This window comes from Cyanobium sp. ULC082, from assembly GCF_977927535.1.
The window spans coordinates 841,698-865,444 of record NZ_OZ376397.1 but is presented as its reverse complement, the minus strand read 5'-3'; the positions used below and the strand labels follow the sequence as shown (position 1 = coordinate 865,444).

Annotated in this window: 23 protein-coding genes; 10 read left to right on the top strand and 13 right to left on the bottom strand. The window is 65.7% G+C overall.

What is annotated here, in order from left to right; translation table 11 throughout:
• The first annotated feature begins 5 nt into the window (after positions 1-5).
• Genes ACXMDY_RS04635 through ACXMDY_RS04625 form a run of 3 tightly spaced genes read left to right on the top strand, consistent with a single transcriptional unit; the run spans position 6 to position 2,319 of the window.
• A complete protein-coding gene (locus ACXMDY_RS04635) occupies positions 6-1,316 on the top strand; it encodes a glutamate-5-semialdehyde dehydrogenase (RefSeq protein ID WP_259700876.1) in 1,311 nt (436 codons plus the stop codon).
• Positions 1,313-1,726, top strand: a complete 414-nt coding sequence (locus ACXMDY_RS04630) for a dihydroneopterin aldolase (protein WP_259700877.1) — start codon at positions 1,313-1,315, stop codon at positions 1,724-1,726. Before ACXMDY_RS04635 ends, ACXMDY_RS04630 begins: the two co-directional genes overlap by 4 nt.
• The gene (locus ACXMDY_RS04625) at positions 1,723-2,319 is read left to right on the top strand and encodes an esterase/lipase family protein (RefSeq protein ID WP_259700878.1); all 597 of its coding nucleotides are present in this window, start codon (positions 1,723-1,725) and stop codon (positions 2,317-2,319) included. The genes ACXMDY_RS04630 and ACXMDY_RS04625 overlap by 4 nt, the downstream gene beginning before the upstream one ends.
• Here ACXMDY_RS04625 and ACXMDY_RS04620 read toward each other — a convergent pair whose 3' ends face one another.
• From ACXMDY_RS04620 to ACXMDY_RS04595, 6 genes are all read right to left on the bottom strand, one after another.
• Complete coding sequence (locus ACXMDY_RS04620; RefSeq protein ID WP_259700879.1) at positions 2,320-4,437, bottom strand: M3 family metallopeptidase; 2,118 nt, start codon at positions 4,435-4,437, stop codon at positions 2,320-2,322.
• A 63-nt stretch (positions 4,438-4,500) separates the two neighbouring features.
• Entirely contained in the window at positions 4,501-6,042 is a 1,542-nt protein-coding gene (locus tag ACXMDY_RS04615; protein ID WP_259700880.1) for an NAD(P)H-quinone oxidoreductase subunit 4, read from the bottom strand.
• A 98-nt stretch (positions 6,043-6,140) separates the two neighbouring features.
• Positions 6,141-7,091, bottom strand: a complete 951-nt coding sequence (thrB, locus tag ACXMDY_RS04610; protein ID WP_259700881.1) for a homoserine kinase — start codon at positions 7,089-7,091, stop codon at positions 6,141-6,143.
• A 39-nt stretch (positions 7,092-7,130) separates the two neighbouring features.
• The gene (locus tag ACXMDY_RS04605; RefSeq protein WP_259700882.1) at positions 7,131-8,186 is read right to left on the bottom strand and encodes a glucokinase; all 1,056 of its coding nucleotides are present in this window, start codon (positions 8,184-8,186) and stop codon (positions 7,131-7,133) included.
• Positions 8,183-10,018 (bottom strand): threonine--tRNA ligase, encoded by a 1,836-nt coding sequence (thrS, locus tag ACXMDY_RS04600; RefSeq protein ID WP_259700883.1) that lies wholly within the window; start codon positions 10,016-10,018, stop codon positions 8,183-8,185. The genes ACXMDY_RS04605 and thrS overlap by 4 nt, the downstream gene beginning before the upstream one ends.
• Positions 10,019-10,034: 16 nt before the next feature.
• Positions 10,035-10,265 carry a hypothetical protein gene (locus ACXMDY_RS04595; RefSeq protein ID WP_259700884.1) on the bottom strand — a complete coding sequence of 77 codons (231 nt, stop codon included), beginning with the start codon at positions 10,263-10,265 and terminating at the stop codon, positions 10,035-10,037.
• A 16-nt stretch (positions 10,266-10,281) separates the two neighbouring features.
• On the opposite strand from ACXMDY_RS04595, the gene ACXMDY_RS04590 reads away from it, so the two are divergent.
• Together ACXMDY_RS04590 and ACXMDY_RS04585 are read left to right on the top strand one after the other, a co-directional pair.
• A complete protein-coding gene (locus ACXMDY_RS04590) occupies positions 10,282-11,034 on the top strand; it encodes a choice-of-anchor W domain-containing protein (RefSeq protein ID WP_457767408.1) in 753 nt (250 codons plus the stop codon).
• A 211-nt stretch (positions 11,035-11,245) separates the two neighbouring features.
• Positions 11,246-12,259, top strand: a complete 1,014-nt coding sequence (locus ACXMDY_RS04585; protein ID WP_259700886.1) for a hypothetical protein — start codon at positions 11,246-11,248, stop codon at positions 12,257-12,259.
• A gap of 29 nt (positions 12,260-12,288) precedes the next feature.
• Here the strand turns inward: ACXMDY_RS04585 and ACXMDY_RS04580 are convergent, their stop codons facing one another.
• Positions 12,289-13,347: a hypothetical protein gene (locus ACXMDY_RS04580; RefSeq protein WP_259700887.1), complete on the bottom strand. Its 1,059-nt coding sequence runs from the start codon at positions 13,345-13,347 to the stop codon at positions 12,289-12,291.
• Positions 13,348-13,458: 111 nt separating this feature from the next.
• On the opposite strand from ACXMDY_RS04580, the gene ACXMDY_RS04575 reads away from it, so the two are divergent.
• Together ACXMDY_RS04575 and ACXMDY_RS04570 are read left to right on the top strand one after the other, a co-directional pair.
• Positions 13,459-13,917 (top strand): TM2 domain-containing protein, encoded by a 459-nt coding sequence (locus ACXMDY_RS04575; protein ID WP_259700888.1) that lies wholly within the window; start codon positions 13,459-13,461, stop codon positions 13,915-13,917.
• 25 nt (positions 13,918-13,942) lie between these two features.
• The gene (locus ACXMDY_RS04570) at positions 13,943-14,914 is read left to right on the top strand and encodes a hypothetical protein (RefSeq protein WP_457767407.1); all 972 of its coding nucleotides are present in this window, start codon (positions 13,943-13,945) and stop codon (positions 14,912-14,914) included.
• Here ACXMDY_RS04570 and ACXMDY_RS04565 read toward each other — a convergent pair.
• The 6 genes from ACXMDY_RS04565 to ACXMDY_RS04540 form a co-directional block, all read right to left on the bottom strand.
• Positions 14,889-15,554: a glycoside hydrolase family 24 protein gene (locus ACXMDY_RS04565; RefSeq protein ID WP_259700890.1), complete on the bottom strand. Its 666-nt coding sequence runs from the start codon at positions 15,552-15,554 to the stop codon at positions 14,889-14,891. The genes ACXMDY_RS04570 and ACXMDY_RS04565 overlap by 26 nt on opposite strands.
• Before the next feature lie 297 nt (positions 15,555-15,851).
• Positions 15,852-16,601, bottom strand: coding sequence for a hypothetical protein (locus tag ACXMDY_RS04560; protein ID WP_259700891.1), 750 nt, complete (start codon positions 16,599-16,601; stop codon positions 15,852-15,854).
• Positions 16,602-16,726: 125 nt separating this feature from the next.
• On the bottom strand, positions 16,727-17,743 hold the full coding sequence (gene trpS, locus ACXMDY_RS04555; RefSeq protein ID WP_259700892.1) for a tryptophan--tRNA ligase: 1,017 nt from the start codon (positions 17,741-17,743) through the stop codon (positions 16,727-16,729).
• Entirely contained in the window at positions 17,740-18,360 is a 621-nt protein-coding gene (locus ACXMDY_RS04550; protein ID WP_259700893.1) for a hypothetical protein, read from the bottom strand. Before ACXMDY_RS04550 ends, trpS begins: the two co-directional genes overlap by 4 nt.
• 36 nt (positions 18,361-18,396) lie before the next feature.
• On the bottom strand, positions 18,397-18,927 hold the full coding sequence (locus tag ACXMDY_RS04545) for a hypothetical protein (protein ID WP_259700894.1): 531 nt from the start codon (positions 18,925-18,927) through the stop codon (positions 18,397-18,399).
• The gene (locus ACXMDY_RS04540; RefSeq protein WP_259700895.1) at positions 18,920-19,858 is read right to left on the bottom strand and encodes a cation diffusion facilitator family transporter; all 939 of its coding nucleotides are present in this window, start codon (positions 19,856-19,858) and stop codon (positions 18,920-18,922) included. The genes ACXMDY_RS04545 and ACXMDY_RS04540 overlap by 8 nt, the downstream gene beginning before the upstream one ends.
• A gap of 110 nt (positions 19,859-19,968) precedes the next feature.
• Here ACXMDY_RS04540 and ACXMDY_RS04535 point away from each other — a divergent pair, with 110 nt between their 5' ends.
• From ACXMDY_RS04535 to ACXMDY_RS04525, 3 genes are all read left to right on the top strand, one after another.
• Complete coding sequence (locus tag ACXMDY_RS04535; protein ID WP_259700896.1) at positions 19,969-21,378, top strand: YcjF family protein; 1,410 nt, start codon at positions 19,969-19,971, stop codon at positions 21,376-21,378.
• Positions 21,379-21,530: 152 nt separating this feature from the next.
• Positions 21,531-22,607, top strand: coding sequence for a photosystem II q(b) protein (psbA, locus tag ACXMDY_RS04530; protein ID WP_259700897.1), 1,077 nt, complete (start codon positions 21,531-21,533; stop codon positions 22,605-22,607).
• A 139-nt stretch (positions 22,608-22,746) separates the two neighbouring features.
• Entirely contained in the window at positions 22,747-23,742 is a 996-nt protein-coding gene (locus ACXMDY_RS04525; RefSeq protein ID WP_259700898.1) for a metal ABC transporter substrate-binding protein, read from the top strand.
• Positions 23,743-23,747 lie beyond the last annotated feature (5 nt).

Genomic DNA, 23,747 nt, shown 5'->3' with positions numbered 1-23,747 from the left:
GCCTGATGGACTCCACCGTTCCAGACCCATCCCCTTCACTGCTGCAGCGTGCCGTCGCCGTCCGCGGGGCCGCCATGGCCCTGGGCCAGAGCAGTGACGCCGAGCGACGGTCCGCCGTGGAGTCGATGGCCGATGCCCTCGGGGCCCATGCGGCGGCGATCCTCGCGGCCAACCAGGCCGATCTGGAAGCAGCCACGAAAGACGCCCTCGCCCCGTCGCTGGTGGCCAGGCTGAAGCTCGATGAAGCCAAACTGGCGGCCGCCATCGACGGCGTGCGCCAGGTGGCGGCCCTGCCTGATCCGCTCGGCTGCCGGCAGCTGCACACCGAACTCGATCGCGGCCTGGTGCTGGAGCGCATCACCGTTCCCCTGGGGGTGGTGGGGGTGATCTTCGAAGCCCGCCCCGATGCGGTGATCCAGATCGCCTCCCTGGCGATCCGCTCGGGCAACGGCGCCATCCTCAAGGGCGGGCGGGAGGCCAGCGGCAGCTGCGGCGCCATCCTCACCGCCCTGCAGCAGGGCCTGGCCACCAGTGCCGTGGCACCCGGCTGCCTCTGCCTGCTGACCAGCCGCCAGGAGAGCCTCGCCCTGCTCCGGCTCGACGGGCTGGTGGATCTGATCATTCCGCGCGGCTCCAGTGACCTGGTGCGCTTCATCCAGGACAACACCCGCATCCCCGTGCTCGGCCACGCCGACGGCGTCTGTCACCTGTTGGTGGACCGGGAGGCGGATGTGGCGCAGGCGGTGCGGATCGCCCTCGACAGCAAGACCCAGTACCCGGCGGCCTGCAATGCGCTCGAAACGTTACTGGTGGACCGCGCCATCGCCCCGGCCTTCCTGCCGGAGGCGATCGCGGCGTTCACGGCGGCCGGGGTGGAGCTGCGCGGCGACCTGGAAGCCTGTGGGTTGGGCATCGCCCGGGCCGCCAGCGACGACGACTGGGGGAGGGAGTTCTCGGCGCCGATCCTGGCGGTGAAAGTGGTGGAGGGCCTGGATGAGGCTCTGGCCCACATCGCCCGCCACGGCTCCCGCCACACGGAAGCGATCTGCACCACCAACACCGCCACCGCCGAGCGCTTCCTGCGGGCGGTGGACAGTGCCGGGGTGTTCCACAACTGCTCCACCCGCTTCGCCGATGGCTTCCGCTACGGCTTCGGCGCCGAGCTGGGGATCAGCACCCAGACCCTGCCGCCGCGGGGCCCGGTGGGGCTCGACGGGCTGGTCACCTACCGCTACCGGCTGCGGGGCGAAGGCCAGATCGCCGCCGACTACGCCAGCGGCAGCCGTGCTTTCACCCATCGCCCCCTGCCCTTGTGAACGCCTCGATCAGCTCCGCTTCACCGACTGGCTTCCCCTGCCGTGATGCCATTCACGTCAGCGGTCTGCGGCTCTGGGCCCACGTGGGGGTGCTGGAGCGGGAGCGGGAGCTGGGCCAGTGGTTCGAGCTGGAGTTCTCGCTGTGGCACAACCTCGAAGCGGCCGGTCGCAGCGATGATCTCTCCTGCAGCCTGGATTACGGCCTGGCGATCCAGGCTCTCCAGCACCTGGCCGTGGGGCTCCGCTGCCACACGATCGAGCGGTTTGCCGAGCGGGTGATGGACGAGCTGGAGCGGTTGTACGGGGCAGTGCCCCAGCGGGTGCTGCTGACCAAGTGCCAGGCGCCGGTGGCTGGGTTCCACGGCCGCGTCGCAGTGGAGCGCTGGCGCCACGCCGGAGGGGAGCGATGAGCCCGGCGCCGCCGCTGGTGCTGGTGCACGGCCTCTGGGACACACCGCGGCTGTTCCGGCACCTGAAGGAGGAGCTGGCCGGTGGCCGGGATCCGCTGCTGGTGCCCTATCTGCACCACCGGCTCGGTGCCACCCGGATGCTGCCCCTGGCCGAGCGGCTCGGCGCCTGCATCGAAGCGGCCTTCGGGCCAGACCAGCCGATCGACCTGCTGGGCTTCTCGATGGGTGGGGTGATCAGCCGCACCTGGATCCAGCTGCTCGGCGGGCACCGCCGCACCCGCCGCTTCTTCTGCGTGGCCAGTCCCCAGCGAGGCACGCCCGTGGCCCAGCCCTGTCCGCCCTGGCTGCTGGGCGGCATCGCCGAACTGAAGCTGGGCAGCCCCCTGCTCAAACAGCTCAACGATGCGCCCGAGCTGCTCAAGGCGGTGGATTGCCGCAGCTTCTACACACCCACCGACCAGCTCGTGGTGCCCGGCTGGCGGGGCGTTCTGCCGGTGGGCAGCTGCGAGGCGTTCCCGGCGATGAGCCACCAGGCCATCCTGCGTGAGCCGCGGGCCCTGACGATCCTGCGCGAGGCCCTGCTGGAGGAGTGATCAGGCCGCCAGCAGGCCGGAATGACGGATCAGCGCCTCGGGGCTGGGGGCCCGGCCGCGGAAGGCCTCGAACACCTGCTCAGGGCTGCGGCTGCCGCCCAGGCTGAGCACGGTGTCGCGGAAGCGACGACCGGTGGCCCTGATCTGCGCTTCGTTCTCCAGACCCACCTCCTCGAAGGCGCTGAAGGCGTCGGCGCTGAGCACTTCGGCCCACTTGTAGGAGTAGTAGCCGGCGGCGTAGCCACCGGCGAAGATATGGCCGAAGGAGCAGAGGGTCTGGTCGGCTTCGATCAGGGGAAGCAGCGAGGTGGTGGCGGCGATCTCCTGGCGCAACTGCTGGGGGGTGAGGCCGCACTCGGGCTGCCACTGGCTGTGCAGGCGCAGGTCGACCAGGGCGAGATGCACCTGGCGCAGGGTGGCCGCACCGGCCATGAAGGTGCGGGCGGCCAGCAGCCTGGCGAAGTCGGCCTCCGGCAACGCTGAACCGTTCTGCCAGTGACGGGCCATGCCCAGCAGGGTGGCGCGGTCGTAGCACCAGTTCTCCATGAACTGGCTGGGCAGCTCCACCGCGTCCCATTCGATCCGGTTGATGCCGGCGGCCTGGGGCCGCTCCACGGTGGTGAGCATGTGCTGCAGACCGTGGCCGAATTCGTGGAAGAGGGTTTCCACCTCCTGGAAGGTCATCAGGCTGGGGGTGTCTGCCACCGGTGGGCTCTGGTTGCAGATCAGATAGGCCACCGGCAGCACCGGCTGCCCTTCGGCATCCCTGGAGCGGCCGAGGCAGTCGTCCATCCAGGCGCCGCCGCGCTTGCTGCCCGGGCGGCTGTAGGGATCGAGGTAGAAGGCGGCGATCGCCGCGCCGCTGGCCTGATCGATCACGCGGAAGAAGCGCACATCGGGATGCCAGAGCGGCGCCGCTCCGTCGGCGGCCTCGATGCGGATGCCGAACAGCCGGCCGCAGAGGCTGAACAGACCATCGAGCACCGCTGGCAGGGGAAACCAGGGCCGCAGCGCTTCGCTGTCGAGATCGAACCGTTCCCGCCGCAGCCGCTCCGACCAGAACGGCAGATCCCAGGGCCTGAGCTCGGCCGCCTCCGGGGCGCCATGGCGGGCGGCGCAGGCGGCCAGCTCGGCCAGTTCCCGCTGGGCCATCGGCCAGGCCGCCGCCCGCAGATCGTCCAGCAGCTGCTCGACCGCCTCCACCGAGCCGGCCATCTTCCTGGAGAGGCTGAGTTCGGCCCAGTTGGCGAAGCCCAGCCGCCTGGCCTGTTCACCGCGCAGCACCAGGATGCGCTCGATCAGGGGTCGGTTGTCGAGCTCCTCGCTGGCGGCCCGACCCACGAAGGCCCTGTAGGCCCGCTCCCGCAGGTCGCGGCGCTGGCTGTACTGAAGAAAGGGGCCATAGCGGGGGTGATCGAGGCCAAGCAGCCAGGGACCGCTCTCGGCGTTGCCATGGCCGGCGGCCTGGGCGAGCAGGGCCAGCAGGCTGGCCGGCAGGCCCTCCACCTCGTGTGGGCTGCTGAGTTCCAGGGTCCAGTCGTTGGTGGCATCGAGCACGTTGTTGCCGAAGCGACTGGAGAGGGCGGACAGTTCTTCGCTGGCCTGGTTGAAGGCCTCCTGCTCGGGGCCGGCCAGGCCGACGCCCCGCAGCCGCCGATCCCGTCGCTCGGCAGTGAGGATGCGCTGCTGGGTGGCATCGAGGCGCAGCGGATCGGTGGCGGCGGCCTGATCATGCTGGGCCTGCAACCGCTCGAGGGCCCGATAGAGCAGCGGACTCTGGCTGGCCCGGTTGGTGAAGGCCACCACGGCCGATTGCTGGGCCAGGTGGGCTTCGCGCAGTTCAGGGGTGTTGCACACCCCGACCAGATGGCTCACCACGCCCCAGCTCCAGCGCAGCCGCTCCGACAGCCGCTCCAGCGGCCCCATCAGCTCCTCCCAGCCGAGGGGTTCGGAGCCCTCCAGGCGCGGCTCCAGCTGGCGCTCGAAGCCGGCCAGCTCGCTCTCCAGCTCGCCGAGCAGCAGGGGAATCTGGCTGCTCACCTGCTCCGGATCGATCGCCTCGTAGCGGGGGAGCCCCTCACCGACCAGCAGGGGTGAGACAAGGGTGGAGAGGGGCATCGGCGCGGAACGGTGATCGCTCCATTCCAGCTGATCCAGCCGCCGGCCGCGAAGCGGAGCGGATCAGCCGATCGAGGCCAGGTTCTCGGCCACCGCCGTGGTGCTGGCGCCGTAGAGATCGATCGCCAGGCGGGGCCAGAAGCCGATCGCCAGGGTGGGCACCAGGAGCATCAGGCCGATCAGCAGTTCCCGGGGTCGCATGTCGCCCACCACGGCCAGGGCCGGAATCCGGGGGCCGAAGAAGACGCGGCGGCACATCGAGAGCAGGTAGACGGGGGTGAGCACCAGGCCGATCGCCGCCAGCACCACGGTGATCGTGCGGAAGCCGGTGGTGAAGCCCTCGTTGCTCGTCACCCCCAGGAACACGGTGATCTCACTGACGAAGCCGCTCATGCCCGGCAACGCCAGCGAGGCCAGGGAACTGGCCAGGAAGAAGGCGAAGGTGATCGGCAGCACCTTGGCCAGGCCGCCCATGTTCGGAATCGAGAGCGTTTTGGTGCGCTCGTAGAACACGCCTGTCACGAAGAACATCGAGGCGGCGATCAGGCCATGGCTGATCATCTGCAGCATCGCCCCGCTGATGCCGAGGCTGTCGATGGCACCGATGCCGAGCAGCACGAAGCCCATGTGGCTCACTGAGCTGCAGGCGATCCGGCGCTTGACGTTGTCCTGGGCGAAGGCGTTGAGAGCGCCGTAGATGATGTTGACGATGCCGAGCACGATCAGAGCCGGCGCCAGCACCAGATGGGCCTCTGGCAGCATCTGCACGTTGAAGCGCAGCAGGGCATAGCCGCCCATTTTCAGCAGCACCCCGGCCAGCAGCATCGATACGGGCGCATTGGCCTCGCCATGGGCATCGGGCAGCCAGGTGTGCAGGGGGAAGATCGGCAACTTCACGCCGAAGCCCACCAGGAAGCCGAGATAACAGAGCAGCCCGAAATTGCCGCCGTAGGAGCGCTCGCTGAGCTCATGGAGATTGAGGGTGAAGCCATCGCCACCGAGGGCGAGGGCCAGGCCGCTGATCAGGATCAGCAGCGAGGCGGTGGCGGTGTAGAGGATGAACTTGGTGGCGGCGTACTGACGCTGGCTGCCCCCCCAGATCGCGATCAGCAGATACACCGGCACCAGCTCCAGTTCCCAGGCCAGGAAGAAGAGCAGGAAATCCTGGGAGAGAAAGACCAGCGACTGGGCCGAGGCCTGCAGCAGCAGCAGTCCGAAGTAGAGGTTGGTCTTGCGGTTGATGTTCCAGCTGGCCGCTGCCGCCAGCAGGGTGACCAGACCGCTGAGCACCACCAGCGGTGCGGAAAGGCCGTCGGCGGCGAGCGACCACTCCAGGCCGAGAAACGGCACCCAGGCCACCCGCTCCACCAGCTGCAGGCTGCTGCTGCTGCCATCGAAGTGCTGGCTGAACACGTAGAGAATCAGCAGCAGATCAACCACCAGCACCGTCATCGCCACCGTGCGGGGGCCGCGGGGATCGGTGCCATCGTCCGGCAGCAGGGGCAGCAGCAGGGCCCCGGCGGCGGGCAGCAGTGCGATCAGGCTGAGCCAGGGGAAGCTTGGCGCCAGGTCTGCCGCTGCGGTGGCGGAAAGAAAAGGGTCCATGGCAGCCGGGCGAATTTCCGAGGTGGCCGGCGGCCCGGCGGTAGCGAATGTATCAGCTGAGTAGTTGTACTTATCCCGTTTCCAGCCTGCTTCCGAGCCTAGGGCTGGTCTTCGCAGGCTTCCCAGCGGCTGCCCCGGTGCTGCAATTCCAGCAGTTCCGACCGGGAGGCAACGCCCTCCTTCTCCCAGGCCTGCACCATCGCCCGGCCGACGCTGGCGGCATTCTCGGCCGTGGTGAGGGCCAGCAGGCTCGGCCCGGCGCCACTGATCACGCAACCCCAGGCCCCGCTGGCCAGGGCCGCCGCATGGACGCTCCGCCCCCCCTGGATCAGGCCCCAGCGGTAGGGCTCGTGGAGGCGGTCGTGCATGCCATCGGCGATCAGATCGCCGTTGCCGGTGCGCAATCCCTGCAGCAGCAGGGTGAGGGAACCGAGGTTCACCACCGCATCGGCGATCGGCACCTGGCGCGGCATCACCCGCCGCGCCTCGCTGGTGGGCAGCCGCAGGGCGGGAATGGTGACCACCACCTTGACCAGCTCATTCCACTCACAACGCACCACCCGCCAGCGATGCGAGGCCGCCTTGGCGGTGAGGCAGAGACCACCGAGCAGGGAGGGCACGACGTTGTCGGGATGGCCTTCGATGTCGATCGCCAGTTCCAGCAGCTTCTCCTTGGTGAGCGGGTTGCCCACCAGGGCGTTGGCGCCGATCAGGCCGGCCACGATCGCCGTGGCGCTGCTGCCCAGCCCCCTGGCCGGCGGCACCGCCAGCTTCACCCGTGCCTCCAGGCCCACCGGCTGCTCACCGGCCTCCTTCCAGACCCGCTGGGCGGACCTGTAGACGAGGTTGTCGGGGCCGCCACGCAGGTGGGCGCCCTCGCTGCCTTCGATCAGCAGCTCGAAGCGCTCCCCATCCCCTTCGATGCAGCGCAGCACGAAGCGGTTGTTGAGCTCCAGGGCTGCGCCGAGGCAATCGAAGCCCGGGCCCAGGTTGGCGGTGGTGGCGGGCACGTCCACCACAACCCCTTGGCCGATCCGCGGCCGTGCCATGTCTTGTGCGCTGCTGGGCTCAGTGTCCCACCTGCTGGATCAGGAGGTTGTCGCTGCACCCTCCAGCAGCATGCGGGCGCGGCAGGCTGCACTGAACAGGCCCACATCCGGATCGACGATCGCCCACAGGGGGATCGCCGCCAGCAGGGGCGAGAGGCGACCCTTGGCGCCGAAGGGCAGCAGAAAGGCCTCGGAGCGCAGGTGGTGCAGCAGTTTCCCGGCGGTGCCGCCCCCCAGCCAGAGGCCGCCGCGGCAGAGGCACTGGAGGGCGAGATCACCGGCGGCACTGCCGTAGGCGCCCAGCCAGAGCTGGAGCGCCGCGCTGGCCAGGGGGTCACCCTGCTCCGCCGCCGCCGCCACCAGGGCGGGCAGATCGGGCCGCTCGGCGGTGGCGGGATCGGCCCAGTGGCGGGCGGCACCGGCCAGGGGGTGGGCGGCGCCTGGATCCTGCTCCGCCAGCAGCCAGCGGGTGAGATGGCCGAGGCCGGTGCCGCTCACCACCCTCTCCACCGAAACCCGCTCAAGGCCCAGGTTGGCGGCAAGCCACTGTTTCAGCCGCCATTCCGGCTCGTTGCGGGGGGCGAATTCGGCATGGGCGGCTTCGCTGGCCAGGGCGATCAGGCCGCCGGGGCCGGGAACACCGATCGCGGTTCCCAGGCCGGTGCCGGCCCCCAGGATCGCCAGTGGCCCGCCGCTCTCGCCCGAGCCGAGGGTCGGTGGATCGGGACGCAGGGGTTGCTGCTGATCGGCGGCGAGATGGGGCAGGCCGTAGATCAGCACGGCGAAATCATTGACCAGCTCCAGGGCCTCCAGGCCGCAGGCGCTGCTCAGCTCCGCCTGGTCGAGGCTCCAGGGCAGGTTGGTGACCTTCACCTGGCCGTTGAGCACAGGGCCGGCCACGGCCAGGCAGCCGTGCCGGGGGGACTCCAGCTCGGGTTCAGCGGCGAGGAAATGGCTCACCAGCGCCGCAAAATCGCTCCAGCCGGCGGAGGGATAGCGGTGCCGGCGCTGCAGCTCCAGCTGCCCGGCCTGGAGCCGGTAGGTGGCGAGCAGGGTTTTGGTTCCGCCGATGTCACCAGCAAGCAGGGTGGTCACGCTGGTTCGAGGGCCAGGCCGGCCGAGCGATCCCGGTTGGCGGCCTCGGCGGCGGCCAGCAGGGTTGCCACGGCCACGGCGCCGAGGTCGCCATCGCGGCGACTGCGCAGGTTGAGGGTTCCGGCCTCGGCTTCGGCGGCACCGATCACGGCGAGCAGGGGAATCTTCTGCTGCTCGCCCTGGCGAATCAACTTGCCGAGCCGCTCGCCGCTGCGGTCGAGTTCGGCGCGGATGCCGGCGGCCCTGAACTGGCTGAGCAGGGTTTCCGCCACCGGCAGCACCGCATCGGTGACCGGCAGCAGCCGGATCTGCTCGGGGGCGAGCCAGAAGGGGAAATCACCGGCGTAGTTCTCCAGCATGATCCCGAAGAAGCGTTCCAGGGAGCCGAAGATGGCGCGGTGAATCATGATCGGTCGTGGCCTTGTGCCATCGGCGGCCACGTAGTGGAGATCGAAGCGCTCCGGCAGGTTGAAATCCAGCTGGATCGTGGAGCACTGCCAGAGGCGGCCGATCGCATCTTCGATCTTGATATCGATCTTGGGGCCATAGAAGGCGCCACCGCCTTCATCAACCTTGTAGGCCCAGCCCTTGCGATCGAGCGCTTCGATCAGGCCGGCGGTGGCCAGTTCCCAGACGGCGTCTTCGCCGATCGATTTGGCCGGCCGGGTGGAGAGATGGATCTCGTAGCGGTTGAAATCAAAGCTGGAGAGAATCGTTTCGGTGAGGTTGAGCACCCCGAGAATTTCAGCGCCGATCTGCTCGGGCAGGCAGAAAATGTGGGCGTCGTCCTGGGTGAAGCCGCGCACGCGCATCAGCCCATGCATCACACCGGGGCGTTCGTAGCGATACACAGTGCCCAGCTCTGCCCAGCGGATCGGCAGCTCCCGGTAGGAGCGCAGGCGGCTGGCATAGGTGAGCACATGAAAGGGGCAGTTCATCGGCTTGAGCTGGAACTGCCGCTCATCCACCTGCATCGGCCCGAACATGCTCTCTTTGTAGAAGTCGAGGTGGCCGGAGGTTTTCCAGAGGCTCAGGTCGGCCACATGGGGGGTGTAGAGCAGCTCATAGCCGGCGGCGAAGTGGGCCTGGCGCCAGAAGTCTTCGATCAGCAGCCGCATGCGGGCGCCGCGGGGGTGCCAGAACACCAGGCCGGCGCCGGCTTCGTCTTCGATCGAGAACAGCTCCAGATCGGTGCCGAGCCGGCGGTGATCGCGCCGTAGTGCTTCGGCCTTGCGGCGCTGGTGCTCGGCGAGCTGCTCAGGTGTTTCCCAGGCGGTGCCATAGATGCGCTGCAGCTGGGCCTTGGTTTCATCGCCCCGCCAGTAGGCGCCCGCCACACTCTCCAGGGCGAAGGCCTTGGCGTTGAGCTCGCCGGTGTGGGCCACGTGGGGGCCGGCGCAGAGATCCCACCAGCTCTCGCCGAGGGTGTAGAGGGTGATCGGTTCGATGAGGCCGGCGAGGATCTCCAGCTTGTAGGGCTCACCCTGGGCGGTGATGCGGCGTTCGGCCTCCTCGCGGCTCACCTCTAGGCGCTGCAGGGGCAGACGGCGAGCGATGATCTTGCCCATCTCCTTCTGGATCGCCTTGAGATCGGCCTCGGTGAACGGCTCAGGATGGTCAAAGTCGTAGTAGAAGCCGGACTCGGTCCAGGGACCGATCGTGACCTGTGCCCTGGGGAACAGGGTCTGCACGGCCATGGCCAGCACATGGCTCATCGAGTGGCGGATCCTGAGCAGCTCGGGGCTCTCGCTGGTTTTCGGCAGATGGAGCGGGGTGGTGGCCGTGGACTCCCTGCGGCTGACTGACTCGGCGGCAGGGGGGGCGGCAGGCACGGACTCGGCTCAGGGTTCAGAAGCTGATCCTAGTCAGGGGAAGGGAAGGCAAGCCCAGCCCAAGGGCTTGGTGACCCACCGCAGGAAGGCCGACCATGGCTGCCAAGGCTTCAGTTGCATTTGGAAGGACTTTCAGGGACTTTTCATTGGGCATTAACAAAACAGGAACAACTGAAGCCTTAGGGTTGAATTCAGATTGGCAAGTTCTTTGCTCAGCACCATTAAAAAAAGGCTCAATCCTGGCCACGGCAGCGATGATGCAGGTGGTGTTCAGCCCTCGGGCCCTGGCCGTTGTGGTCACCAACCCCTCCACCCTGGATGATGTGGGTTTCAATTGCCTCAAGGGAACCGGAGCAGGCTGCACACCAGCCACCATTGAAGAGAACTGGGTCGTTGAAGGTGATGGAAGGGCGGTTCCGAATGCCTTCACTCGCATCAACGAATGGACCTCCAACACGGCCTTCACCCCCAGGGATCAACAGGATCAACTCTGGCCCTACAACACAACGGTTCCCTTTTCCGTTGTTTACACCAAGGCAAGCCAGGGGGTCGTGTTCAGCCTGGATTTCGGCGGATCGATTGGCACGAAGGTGTCCTCATTTGCTCCGCTCACCCGTTCCCCGGCGATCGATTCCCTTTACATCCGGGTGGCTTCAGGTTCCAACAGCACCTTTTTCATCACCTCCCTCACCAACCTGAGCCTCAGCACCAGCCAGGGAACCACCTCCATTGGCAGCATCACGGCCAATGGGCTGGCCTCAGGACGGGAGGTGAAGTATGCCGTGGTCAGGGATCTTCCAGACAGTGATTTCACGATCACCGGCAATGCCTTCTTCAATGGCCCCACGTCCCCCACCCCCCTTCGCGGCGGCAACTGGCAGATCAAGGCGGCCTACACCAACACGGTGCCTGGCCCCCTGCCGATCCTGGGCGGTCTGGCCGCATTCGGCTGGAGCCGGCAGCTGAGGCGAAGGGTTCGCCACCAACAGAGCGCCTGCTCAGCATCGGGTTCTTGAGTGAAACCCATTCTCTCAAGCTGGCTCCAGGCCTGCACCCCCTGTTGACCAGGCCCTTCCACGGCTTGAGCGCTCAGCGCTGGCATGGATTGGGGCTGCCGTGCCGATTGATGGATTGGCACGCAATTGCAGGGCCGGGACCCAACCAAAGGCTTGACAGAATGCCCCCTAAGGCTTAATATAATAATAAGTGTTGATCTGTCTCCATCACGTGCTTAGCCTGCAAGCTCGAAATTGGACGCTTTCAGTCCTGGTGACTTTGGGGGCAGTTTGCACAACGACCGCCGCAAAAGCCGAATTTCTGTACGGAACTGGTCTGGTTGGTGGTGTTAACCGGATTTATCAAATCAACACCACAGGCTTTGTCGAAACACTCCTGCCTCCCAGCACAGTTCAGGTAATTCCTGGTACTGCGCAAGCCAACGCCGTAGCCGTAGATCCAGACAGAGTTGAACTCTTCGTGCTTGGAGGAGATGATAATCTTTACATCTGGAGAAACGGCACGAACTTATTGCAAGCCATTGCCACCCCAGCTCAATTAGGGATAACTTCAACGAGTCGCCCCCTCAATGCAGCGTTTTACGACGGATCCTATTGGTTCTTCCCATCCAATACCAACACGTTAAGGAGAGTCAACTTCAACACAACGCCAACTCAAACACTTTCGTTTAATAACTTTGTAGACTATACAATAGATGGTCTTGCCAGCCTAACAGCCTTCCAGCGTTTCGGTGACATTGCCATCAATTCGTCAGGTCGACTCTACGCTGCCACATCAGGAATACAGACAACTTCCCGTGACACGTTTTACACTATTAACTTGGCCGGCTTGCCAAATGCAAACACAACTGTCACGGTCGCTAGTGCAAGATATCAAAATATTTGCACAGCATCAGTGAATCCAAATCCAACAAGCCGCTGCGTGCCAACCAACCTTCAGTTAGCCTTTAATTCCACTGACACCAATCTCTTTGGTGTTTCCAATGTAACAGACCTTTGGTACAATGTAAGCCAGAGCATTACACCTGTTCCGCCTACAGGCACAGTTGCAACATCAACCGGTATTGCATCACCCAGCGAGCTTTTTGATCTCTCTGACGTTTCCCTTCGGCAGGCAATTGTCCCTGCACCGTTGCCTGTGATTGGCCTGCTGGCTGCCTTTGGCTGGAGCCGCAAACTCAGAAAACGAGCACTCTCTCAATCAACAAGGCTGCCGAGCACTTAGTTCTTTCGATTGATTGATTCAGGTTAGGTTCAAGGGGTTGGTGGTTCATTGGTTGATTCCTGCTCTGTGGAGCCTTCCTCATTTTCGCTTTCGGCAGCATAAGGAGCAATTATGGCCAGATAGGGAACTTCTTGGTTGATCCGCTCGCCAAGCGTTGTGGCCTTACGGTGCAACACAGCTCCAGGCCATGACCAGGATCGTTCTGCTGCAGAGCCTTCGGGCTTGGCCTTCTCAGCAATGCGTTGGTTGCGTTCTGCTTGGCGATAGAGCTGGTGGATAGCCTTGGTGCCTGAATCCACCTGACTGAATCTCTCCCGTTTCTCCAGGCGGGCCTGGCGGCGGTGGGCATGTCCTTCCCGCTTCGATTGCAGTGCCATCGCCATAGCCGTAAGCAATGGCGGCCTTGATGGACTGAGCTGGGTTGCCGCTGCAAACAGAAAGGCACTCATCAGGCAGAGTGCTCCGCCCCGGATCAGGATTCCCGCTTCGGTGAATTGCCGCTTCTGGCGATCGATCTGCTGTTGTTGGGAAATGTCAGCGATGTTCTTGCTGATGCTGGTTACCACCTCCTGACGGAACCCAGGCAATGGCCTTGAAAAGCCCTTCGGCAGCGTGGGGGCCCCCGGCAAGGCACGGATGGCCAGAGCCAATTCAGCTTGGCTGCTGCTCAGGGACACCTTCGTTTTGATCTCGGTGAGGGCGGCGATCTGGCGGTTGGCTGGAATTTCGCTCAACACCCCGCGGCTGATCACTGCAGACACCTGAAGCGGAACCAACAGGAGATAGCCGAGGCAGGCAAACAGGCTCAGGCGCCGGAAACGACGCAACCAGCTGCCGGCCAGCCGATCCTCCGGGTGCAGGGCGGATGCCAGCGCCACAAGGCTCACCCCCAGCAGGGCCTGCCAGCTGTTGCCCACCAGCGTTGCCACCACACCGAGTTGCCACTCGGGATCCAGTGGCCTGATCGGAATCAGAGATGATGTGCCCAGCACCAGGAACATGGCCACCAGCCCCAGGCCGATCAGGCAAACCATCCGAATCACTTCGGCATCGAGCTTTGGCCTGACCTGTTCCGGATCGTCTGTCATCTAAAGATTCTTGCTCATGGTGAACGGTTACGGCCAAGGCTAGGAAATGTTCGGCTCCACCTCAGCAATGCTGCCTTAAGTTCAGCTGGTGATCTGCTGATTGGTCCGGCTATGCCCAAGCCGTTGGCGGAACGGCGCCGGGTGTCCGTTGGCTACCTGCTCTGGGCCCTCTCGATCTTCGGGGTCTGTGGCATCCAGCGGTTCTACGCCCGCAAGCCGCTCAGTGGCACCCTCTGGCTGGTCACCCTGGGCTGGTGTGGGATCGGCCAGCTGATTGATCTGTTTCTGATTCCACACCTGGTGGAGCAGGCCAACCAGCCGTTGCTGCTTCAGCAGGCCCTGGCCGAGGCCGATCGCAACGCTCCTCCATCAATCGAGCGGCAGCTGCTGCTGCTGGCACGCCAGGCGGGCCGGCCCGGCTTCACCATCAATGACGCCATGCTGGCGGTGGAGCTCCCCAATGGCGGCTCCACCGAGCTGGTGCGTGCCGAAATTGAGCGGCTGATGCTGGTTGATCTGCTGGATGTCGGCAATGACGACCATGGCCGCGTGGTGTACAGAGAGCCTTGAGCAGCGCTGTTGTCAGCTGGGATCAATGGCTGCTAAGTTGACATCAACAAATGAAACTGCTGGAGCAATCAGCTCCTCAGATACGAACAGATCCATGTTGAAGGTTGCCTTAAAATCAGCTTTGGCTTGCCTTGCAGCATGCACAGCATTGGCTTGGGCTCAGCCGGCACGGGCTGATTTCATCTATGGCATCGGCGATGACAACATCATCTATCAGGTGGAAACCGACAGCCAAACCATTGCCCCCATCTTCAACACCGGTCTGTCTGGGTCTTCGAATGCGTTTGCCTATGACCCGATTCGCAAGCAGTTCTTTTTCATTGATTCGGCTCGCAATCTGAGGTTCTGGGACGGTGGTCCCAGCCTGTTCAGTGTTGCAGGAGCCGGATCAGGTGTGATTGGTTCAGGTCAGCCTGCCAATGCGGTGTATTACAACAACAGTTATTGGTATTTCACCGAGAGAAGCAACACACTCAATCAGATTCCCCTGAACTATGCGGTGCCAACTGCTCCCACAGCTGACGCCAAATCCACATTCAGCATTGCCGGGATCACAAACCCGTCAACCAACACGTTCGGGGACATCGCTGTGGATGGGTCTGGAATCCTCTATGGAGCCACCACAGGAGGCACCTTCTTCTCGATCGATCTGGCCAATCCCACCACCAGCTACACGGTGATCAAACCAACCCTTGCCAACCCAGGCACCAACCCCAGTCTGCAACTCTCGTTCAGTGCTGATTTCTCCCGGCTGTTTGGCCAGGATTTTGTCGGTGGTCAGTGGTACGACATCAACAGGAGCACTGGTTTGGCCACCCCGCTCAGTGGTTTCGCCACGCCGATTGCCTCGAATGGCAATGCCCTGAGGGATCTCGGTGGAGCCGGTGCTGTCCCTATCCAAACTCCGGGCCCCCTTCCCCTGGCTGGCGTCACCTTCAGCGTCCTCTGGTCCCGCCGGCTGAGGGCACGGATCAGGCAGGGGCGCCCTCACGCCTGAGTTGATGGCGTCGCAGTGATTCGCGGTGGAAGGCGCGCAACTGCTCCACTGATTTGCTCGGTTGTCCGTAGGCACTCCCCCCTGATGCGGTGGGAAAGGAGGCCCACTCCTGGGCCAGTCGATTGATGGCCTGATCGGTGAGCACACCCCGATCCAGTTCGGCCAGGGCGCCGCGCCTCTCGATCAGGTGCAGCGCCGCCTGGTCCTGGCTGGCGGGCCCGAAGCCGGAGAGGCCGAGCGAGCGGGTGGCCGCTTCCCAGGTGCCCGGCAGGAATTGATAGGCGCCTGCCGCTGCGCTGGCATAACGCTTCACCACCACGGTGTCGGGATGGCGCTCGAAGCTGTTGAACGTTCCCCCGCCATAGAGGATGCGGTAGCCGATGCTGCTGCCACCTTTCCAGGTGCCTTCCGCGTAGCGGATCGTTTCCAGGGCCGCCCGGCGTTCCGCCGTGAGCTCATACAACCCCGGACCCTTGGTTTCAACCCGGCCACTCCCCAGGTTGCTGGCAGGCAGTGGCTGGATTCGTTTCGCCGGTAACTGGCCGGGCGTGGCGGCTGAACAGAGCAGCGGCAGCGTTCCAAGCAACAGGAGCAGGCTCAGCGGCTGCAGCGATGGGCTGGGGTGTCGCCAGAACGGCATTGGGTCTGGGGCATCGATCAGTGGCAAAAGTGTGCATTTTTATACCGTTTGCCCGCAAGCTCCTCCGCCCAGGCCTTGACAAGCGAACCTGATGATGTATTCGGTGGAATCCCTTGAAGCCAGAAGGCTGGGGACAGGCGTTGGCCCGGCTCACTGATCAGTGCTGCTGATCTCAGCTCTGGTGCTGATCAGCTTGTGCTGAACTCCTCACAGGGGCCGAGCTGGCCGAGCAGGTCTGCGATTCCCATGAAAAAACCTCCCCGGTGGGGAGGTGAGGATGGCCAGGGCCGATGCTGATCAGCCGACGGAGGCCGGTTGTTGCTTGGCAGCCTTGATCCGGCGGCGCAGGGTGCGGCTCCAGCCGAAGGCGGCGGCAGCGCCAGCCAGGGGCAGGGGGCCAGGAACCGTGGTGAAGTAGCCACCGAAGGTGCTGCCGGCTGTGGGGGTGCCGCCAGGTCCCACCCCGAAGCTCACCACGGTGGTGCCATTCTCGTTGCCACCACTGAGTGTGCCTTCGATCACGAAGCTGGAAACTTCTGTGAGGCCCACCAGGTTCGGGGTCGCTTTGCCGCTGCCAACCCCGGAGAGAATGGTTCCAAGATCAATGTTGACTGATCGGAAAGCATTCGCAGGTGGTACAGCAGCTCCGATTGTGGTGTAGTCGTCGACGGCGCCAAAAGGATTGTCACCTGTGGCATTCCAGATCGCAATCAGTTGATTTGTGAAAGGATTTCCGCCGGCAACACCGGTAACCCTTGCGCCGATGTTAGTAAACGACAGCGATGAACCTGCCGCCTTCACGACCGCGACGCCGTAGGGAGTGGTGTTGAACGGGAGAGTACCGAGGTTTGCAAAGAAGCCGGTGACGTCGATCGAGAAGCTGTCTCCAACGCCAAGGCCGCCGCAATTGGCACCTGAGCCGCTGGCAGCAGAGCCGAAGGTGTTGTTGCCAAGGCAAGTGGCGGCCAGGGCTGGCGCAGAGCCAAGAACGATCGGTGAGGCTGCAAGAGCGACGGCAGCCAGCAGGGTTGATCGCAAAAATGCCATGTCGCTCCTTAAGAAAAGCTATAACGCGATCAAATTACAGGAGCTTGCGACCAAATGCAACTCGCCGATCGGGGGTGAGGCAGACGGTTTTGGGGCTCGATCGGAGCAGCTGTTGCGAGTTCCGCTCAGCCTGCTTCCAGAAACCCCAGTGCCTCCCGCACCCGTTTCAAGCTGGCGTCGGCCACGGCGGCGGCTCGCTCCCGGCCGTTGCGCAGCACCGCATCGAGATAGCCCGGCTCGGCCCGCAGCTCCCCATAACGCTCCTGCACGGGCCGCAGCGCCGCCACGACCGCCTCGGCCAGCTGGGGTTTGAACTGTCCCCAGCCCATCGCCGCGCACTCGCTGGCCACGGCCGCCCGCGCTTGGCCGCTGAGGATGGCGTAGAGCCCCAGCAGGTTGTCGGCCTCGGGGCGCTCCGGGTTGCCGAACTCCAGCCCCATCACCAGGTCGGTCTTGGCCCGCTTGATCTTCTTGGTGATCTTTTCAGGGGGGTCGAGCAGGTGCAGGCGGGAGGCCTCGTTCGGATCGCTTTTGCTCATCTTGCTGCGGCCGTCGGTGAGGCTCATCACCCGGGCACCCTCGGCCAGGATCAGCGGTTCGGGCACCTTGAGCAGCGGCTGATCCTCCCGGGCGAAGCGGGCATTGACCCGCTGCTGGGCGATGTTGCGGGCCAGCTCCAGATGCTGCTTCTGGTCTTCTCCCACCGGCACCAGGTCGGCGTCGTAGAGCAGGATGTCGGCCGCCATCAGCACCGGGTAATCCAGCAGCCCCACGGAAACGTTGTCTCCCTGCTTGAGCGCCTTCTCCTTGAACTGGATCATCCGCTCCAGCCAGTTCAGCGGCGTGAGGCAGTTCAGCAGCCAGGTGAGCTCGGTATGGGCCGCCACCTGGCTCTGCACGAACACGGTGGAGCGCTGTGGATCGATACCGCAGGCCAGGTAGAGCGCGGCGGTGCGCCGGGTGGCCTCGGCCAGCTCGGCGGGATCGTGGGGCACGGTGATCGCGTGCAGATCCACCACACAGAAGAAGGTGTCGTGGCTGTCCTGCAGGGCCACCCAGTTGCGGATCGCCCCCAGCCAGTTGCCCAGGTGGAGGGAGCCGGTGGGCTGCACGCCGGAGAGCACCCGGGGGCGTTCGCTCACGGCTGGGGCTCGGCCTCCGGCTCGATCGTGACCGGCAGGATCGCTTCCACCGCCTCACCAGGCTCCTCCAGCAGAGCCGGATCGATCAGCGGTGCCACCTCCACCAGGGGTGTGTCATCGATCGGTTGGGGTTCCGGCGCCGGCTGGGGGCGGCTGGGTCGGGCGAAGGGATCGGGCCGTGACACGCGCCGCTCACCACGGGAATCGCCACGGGATTCGGTTCTGGCTTCGCCGCGGCCTTCCGGGCGTGCTTCGCCGCGGCGCTCACCCCGCTCCAGCCGCCGCACCGGCACGGGCTCGCGGCCCGGCTGCTCCGGCCTGGCCCCGGCCTGGCTGCGCTGCAGCACCACCAGCTCATCGAGCTTGCCCTGCTCCAGCAACTGGGCGACGGTGCGGATCGAGAAGCCCAGGGCTGCCACGGTGGAGCGCAGCTGGAAGCTCTCCTGCACCAGCTGGGCAGCCCGCTGTTCGTTGTCGCTCAGGCGGATCCGGAAGCCACCGGCCTCACGGCCACCCTGGCGGCTGCGCTCGCGGCCCTGGCTTGGCTGGCTGTCCTGGCTTGGCTGGGTGTCCGCCGAGGGCTGGGGGTCCTGGCTGGACTCCACGTCCGGGGACATCTCTGTGTTGCTCTGATCGGCCATGGCCGCTCCGCCTCATTCCGGGGGCAAGTTTGCCGCATCAACCGCTGGGGGGTCCCAGAGCCAGTGAAGCCGGTGGTGCTCACCCTCCTGGGCGCGGGCCAGCACCAGCAGCGGCAGGGGCCTGGGTCCCGGTCGCTCGAAGGCCGCCCGGTACTGGGCCAGAAAGCCCAGATAGGCCGCCAGGGTCCAACCCTGGTTGCCCCGCTCCCGTGCCTGCCAGAAGCGCCGTTGGGCCGACTGGCAGGCCTCCTGGCCGAACTCCTGCCAGCAGAGGCTCTCGGCCAGGCCCGCCTCCAGCCCGGCCTGGCGCAGGTCGCGGAACCGGGCCAGCTCCGGCGCCTCGGCCGTGCTGTCCGGCGGCAGCCGCCGGGCCAGCTCCGCCACCCCGATCAGCTCCAGCCGCAACCAGCAGCGGTTGAGCAGCAGCACCGGCAACTCGCCGTGCCAGCCGCTCTGGCCTTGCTGCCGCTGCCAGTGCTCGGCCAGCAGCAACCCCTGGCGTGGGGTGAGTGCCAGGCCCCCCGCCCGGCCGAGCTCAACCATGGACCCCCCGGAAGGTGATCTCGGCGCTGGCATATTCCCTGGGCTCCAGGTGGATCGTGCAGCGCACCGGCCCGAAGCGGGCCTCCAGGTGCTCCTCCACCAGTTCGGTGATCCGGTGGGCCGTGGGCAGATCGTCGGCCGACACCACCATGTGCATGTCGATGAACACCTGCTGCCCGAGCACACCGCGGCTGGCGATGTCGTGGCAGTTGAGCACCCCCGGCACCGCCATCGCCACGGCATGGATGGCCTCCGGGGCGATGGCGATCTGATCGACGAGCCAGGGCAGGTTGGAGCTGAGCACCTGCCAGCAGGCGCGCACCAGCAGCAGGGCGAGCGGGACCGCCACCGCCACATCCAGCCAGTTCAGCCCCAGCAGCACCACCCCCACCAGGCCCACCAGCACCACCAGGGTGGTCCAGATGTCGCTGGTGGTGTGCATGGCATCGGCCAGCAGCAGCCGGCTGCCGAGCCGGTGGCCCTCCCGGCGTTCGTAGGCCGCCAGCAGCACGTTGAACAGCAGAGCCAGCAGCAGCAGAAACAGCTCCAGGCCGCCGATGCGCAGCGGAGTCATGCCACCGCTCAACCGCTGGAAGGCCGTCTGGAGGATCTCGAAGGAGGCGAAGAAGATGAAGGCGGCGATCGCCAGGGCACCCACCCCTTCGTATTTGTGATGGCCGTAGGGATGGTCCCGGTCGGGCTGCGGATCGGAGAGGCCGTTGGTGATCAGCCCCAGCAGGCTGGAGAGGCCATCGGTGGCGCTGTGCATCGCATCGGCCAGCACCGCCAGGGAGCCGCTCATCAGCCCCACCCCCAGTTTCAGCAGGCTCATCAGCACATTCACCGCCAGGGCGGTGAGCAGAACCCGCTTCACCTGCTCCCGGCCGTCGCCAGGCGGGGAAGCACTGCCTCGCGGGTGGGGGATGGCCATGCCGCCGGCGGGATCCTCTGCAATTTATCGACAGGCTGGGCAGATCGGCAGGGCTGAGCTAGAGATGCACACCTGAGCCGGAGCTGATCTGGCCCCCTTGCCCACCCGCTGTGGCTCCCGCTTTTCCACCTGATCAGGCTGCCCCCCCAGCCAGGCCCTGGCCGATTCCCTGGTTGCCCGCCGCCCCGGCCCGGTTGCTGCTGCCCGCCACCATTGTTCTGGCCGGGGGCCTGCTGGCGGTGGACACGCTCCAGGGGTCGCTGCTGCCGGGCTTCACCGTGGCGGCGATGGCCGGGGGCTGGTGGCTGTTGAGCCGGAGCCGCACCAGGCCGCGCCCCGCCCTGCCCCAGTCCCTGGAGGCCTGGTTCCAGCGCTGTGACCAGCTCCTGCTCCAGTTCGATCAGCTGCAGGGGGCCGCTGCGGCCGGCCTGGCCAGGGCCGAGCGCCTTGAGCGGCTGCGCCGCCGCCGCGGACGCCACCAGCTTGAGCTGGCCGTGGTGGGTGTGAATCTGCCCGCCCCGGCCGTTCAGCCGGTTCTGCTCGAAGCCCTGCGCGGCCCCCTTCCCCTGGCTCTTCACTGGGCCCATCCCCTGCCCGCCGCCAGCCCCAGCTGGCGCTGGGCCGAACCGTTTGCCGAAGCCGATCAGCTGCTCTACTGCCTGGGCAATGGTCTGGGTGGCGCTGATCTGCGCTGGCTCGACAGCCTGCCGGAGGGGCAGCCCGCCTGGTTGCTGGTGCCGTGCGGATCCCTGGATCAGGCGGCTCGTGCCCAGCTGGAGCTGGAGCTGCGCGCCCAGTTGCCCCAGCACTTTGCCGAGCGCCTGCTGTTCTGGCCGGGTGGATCGGCGCAATTGCCGGCCAGCCTCGAACCGATGCGCCAGCAGCTGCAGGCCGGCGGCAGGCAGCTGCTGCTCGCCACCGATCGGCGTTGCCTCGAAACACTCCATGCCGACTGGCAGAAGGAGCTGGAGCTGCTGCGACGGGAGCGGCTGCGCCCCCTGCTCCAACGCACCCAGTGGCTGGTGGCGGCTGCGGTCGTGGTCACGCCGCTGCCCAGCCTGGATCTGCTCGTTCTCGCCGTTGCCAATGGCCTGATGCTCCAGGAGATGGCCCGGCTCTGGGGCTGCAGCTGGAGCGCCGACCAGTTGCGGGAGGCGGCGATCGAGCTGGCCAAAGCGGCCCTGGCCCTGGGCGTGGCGGAATGGAGCAGCCAGACCCTGCTGACGCTGATGCGGCTGGAGGCGGGCAGCTGGCTGGTGGGCAGTGCCCTGCAGGCCCTCAGCGCCGCCTATCTCACCCGGGTGGTGGCCCTGGCGATGGCTGATGGGCTCGCGCTCAGCAGTGGGGTGGTCGAGGCCGATCTGGCCGAGCTGCGCCGCCAGGCCCCCCTGCTGGTCTCCCGGGCGGCGGTGGCGGCCCAGCTCGACTGGCCTGGTTTTCTCGGCCAGGCCAAAGACTGGCTGCGCCAGGGTGGCCCAGCCGGAGTGGCGGCGGTCCCCAGCGTTGGACTGCCTTCATGACAGCCTCGTTACATCTTTTGTGTTGCCCTGTAACGGGCCCTTGCGTTTGGTTGGCTGATCGCAGCTTCACTCGGCGCCCTTCCTAAGTTGAGTCATCTGGCTGTCGCTTCGATGGCCCGATCATCCCGTCCTCTTTCGTCCTCGTTCTTCCGATGACAACGGTTGTTCGCAGCGGACGTTCCAACTCCTGGGAAGGCTTCTGTCAGTGGATCACCTCCACCGACAACCGCCTTTATGTGGGCTGGTTCGGTGTGCTGATGATCCCCTGCCTGCTGGCAGCCACGATCTGCTTCATCATTGCTTTCATCGCCGCCCCCCCCGTCGACATCGACGGCATCCGGGAGCCCGTCGCCGGTTCCTTGCTCTACGGCAACAACATCATCTCCGGTGCCGTTGTTCCCTCCAGCAACGCCATCGGTCTGCACTTCTACCCGATCTGGGAAGCTGCCAGCCTCGATGAGTGGCTCTACAACGGTGGCCCCTATCAGCTGGTGGTGTTCCACTTCCTGATCGGTATCTCCGCCTACCTCGGCAGGCAGTGGGAACTGAGCTATCGGCTCGGCATGCGCCCCTGGATCTGCGTGGCCTATTCGGCACCGCTCTCGGCCGCCTTCGCGGTGTTCCTGATCTATCCGTTCGGCCAGGGTTCCTTCTCCGACGGCATGCCCCTCGGCATCTCCGGCACCTTCAACTTCATGCTGGTGTTCCAGGCCGAGCACAACATCCTGATGCACCCCTTCCACATGCTCGGTGTGGCCGGTGTGTTCGGGGGCTCGCTGTTCTCGGCGATGCATGGTTCGCTGGTCACCAGTTCGCTGGTGCGGGAAACCACCGAAACGGAAAGCCTCAACTACGGCTACAAGTTCGGCCAGGAAGAGGAGACCTACAACATCGTGGCCGCCCACGGCTACTTCGGTCGCCTGATCTTCCAGTACGCCTCCTTCAACAACAGCCGCAGCCTGCACTTCCTGCTGGCCGCCTGGCCGGTGATCGGCATCTGGTTCACCGCCCTGGGGGTGAGCACGATGGCCTTCAACCTGAATGGCTTCAACTTCAACCAGTCGATCCTGGATTCCCAGGGCCGGGTGCTCAACACCTGGGCCGATGTGCTCAATCGCGCCAATCTCGGATTCGAGGTGATGCATGAGCGCAACGCCCATAACTTCCCCCTCGATCTGGCCGTGATCGAAGCCCGGCCCGTGGCCCTGGTCGCCCCGGCGATCGGCTGAGCACCTTTGTCTGCGCGCACTTTCCTGCGCACACTCGATTCCTGTGCATCCTTCAGCCCCCTTCGCAAGGGGGCTTTTTGCTGCCGTTGCCACCATTTCCAGCCAGAGATGGCAGGCTGGTTCATTCGCTCGGTGGGCCATGCGGGGCTGGCGCAGCCTGATTGCCTTTCAGCCGGCGAAGCCAGTCCAGCCGGCGTCGAGCCTTGTCTGGGGCTTGATCGCCCTGCTTGGCCTCACCCTGGCCGGCTGCACGCTGAGCCCGCCGCAGGCGACGGATTCCGGGCCTGAATCCGCCCCTGAGGCCGTTCCGGATGGCCGCCCCCTGGTGCTCACCACCTTCACGGTGCTGGCCGACATGGCCCGCCAGGTGGCGGGCGACCACCTGCAGGTGGAATCGATCACCAAAGTGGGGGCGGAGATCCACGGCTACGAACCCACCCCGGCTGATCTGAAGCGGGTCGGCCAGGCCCAGCTGATCCTTGATAACGGCCTCAATCTCGAAGCCTGGGCCGCGCGCTTCTACAGCGGCGCCCCGGCCGTTCCCCGCGCCACCCTCAGCGAGGGGATCCTGCCGCTGCCGATCGCCACCGATGCCGCCGCCGGCCAGCCCAATCCCCATGCCTGGTTGTCACCGAAGCTGGCGGAGATCTACGTGGAGAACATCCGCCGAGCCTTCACCACACTCGATCCCGCCCATGCCGAGGCGTTTCGCCGCAATGCCGATCGCTACCGGCTTCAACTCCGTGCTCTCGATCGCGAGCTGACCGTGGCAGTAGCCGGCATCCCTGTCAGCACGAGGGTTCTGGTCAGTTGCGAAGGGGCGTTTTCCTACCTCGCCGCCGACTATGGTCTCAAGGAGGCCTACCTCTGGCCGGTCAACGCCGAATCCCAAGTCACCCCGCAGCGAATGGCCCGCCTGATCGAGCTGGTGCGCAAGCGCAACGTGCCGGCGGTGTTCTGTGAAAGCACGGTCAGCGACGAATCCCAGCGCCAGGTGGCCGCTGAATCCGGGGCCCGTTTCGGCGGCACCCTCTACGTCGATTCCCTCTCCGCCGCCAGTGGTCCCGCCAGCAGCCTGCTGGCCCTGCAGCGTCACAACATCCGCACCCTGGTCGGCGGACTGCAGCGACCCTGAACACG

Coding starts and splice junctions, on each gene's coding strand:
- ACXMDY_RS04635 (WP_259700876.1), top strand. CDS start 6: ATGGACTCCACCGTTCCAGACCCATCCCCTTCACTGCTGCAGCGTGCC.
- ACXMDY_RS04625 (WP_259700878.1), top strand. CDS start 1,723: ATGAGCCCGGCGCCGCCGCTGGTGCTGGTGCACGGCCTCTGGGACACA.
- ACXMDY_RS04620 (WP_259700879.1), bottom strand. CDS start 4,437: ATGCCCCTCTCCACCCTTGTCTCACCCCTGCTGGTCGGTGAGGGGCTC.
- ACXMDY_RS04615 (WP_259700880.1), bottom strand. CDS start 6,042: ATGGACCCTTTTCTTTCCGCCACCGCAGCGGCAGACCTGGCGCCAAGC.
- thrB (WP_259700881.1), bottom strand. CDS start 7,091: ATGGCACGGCCGCGGATCGGCCAAGGGGTTGTGGTGGACGTGCCCGCC.
- ACXMDY_RS04580 (WP_259700887.1), bottom strand. CDS start 13,347: ATGACAGACGATCCGGAACAGGTCAGGCCAAAGCTCGATGCCGAAGTG.
- ACXMDY_RS04575 (WP_259700888.1), top strand. CDS start 13,459: ATGCCCAAGCCGTTGGCGGAACGGCGCCGGGTGTCCGTTGGCTACCTG.
- ACXMDY_RS04570 (WP_457767407.1), top strand. CDS start 13,943: ATGGCTGCTAAGTTGACATCAACAAATGAAACTGCTGGAGCAATCAGC.
- ACXMDY_RS04565 (WP_259700890.1), bottom strand. CDS start 15,554: ATGCCGTTCTGGCGACACCCCAGCCCATCGCTGCAGCCGCTGAGCCTG.
- ACXMDY_RS04560 (WP_259700891.1), bottom strand. CDS start 16,601: ATGGCATTTTTGCGATCAACCCTGCTGGCTGCCGTCGCTCTTGCAGCC.
- ACXMDY_RS04550 (WP_259700893.1), bottom strand. CDS start 18,360: ATGTCCCCGGACGTGGAGTCCAGCCAGGACCCCCAGCCCTCGGCGGAC.
- ACXMDY_RS04545 (WP_259700894.1), bottom strand. CDS start 18,927: ATGGTTGAGCTCGGCCGGGCGGGGGGCCTGGCACTCACCCCACGCCAG.
- ACXMDY_RS04540 (WP_259700895.1), bottom strand. CDS start 19,858: ATGGCCATCCCCCACCCGCGAGGCAGTGCTTCCCCGCCTGGCGACGGC.
- psbA (WP_259700897.1), top strand. CDS start 21,531: ATGACAACGGTTGTTCGCAGCGGACGTTCCAACTCCTGGGAAGGCTTC.
- ACXMDY_RS04525 (WP_259700898.1), top strand. CDS start 22,747: ATGCGGGGCTGGCGCAGCCTGATTGCCTTTCAGCCGGCGAAGCCAGTC.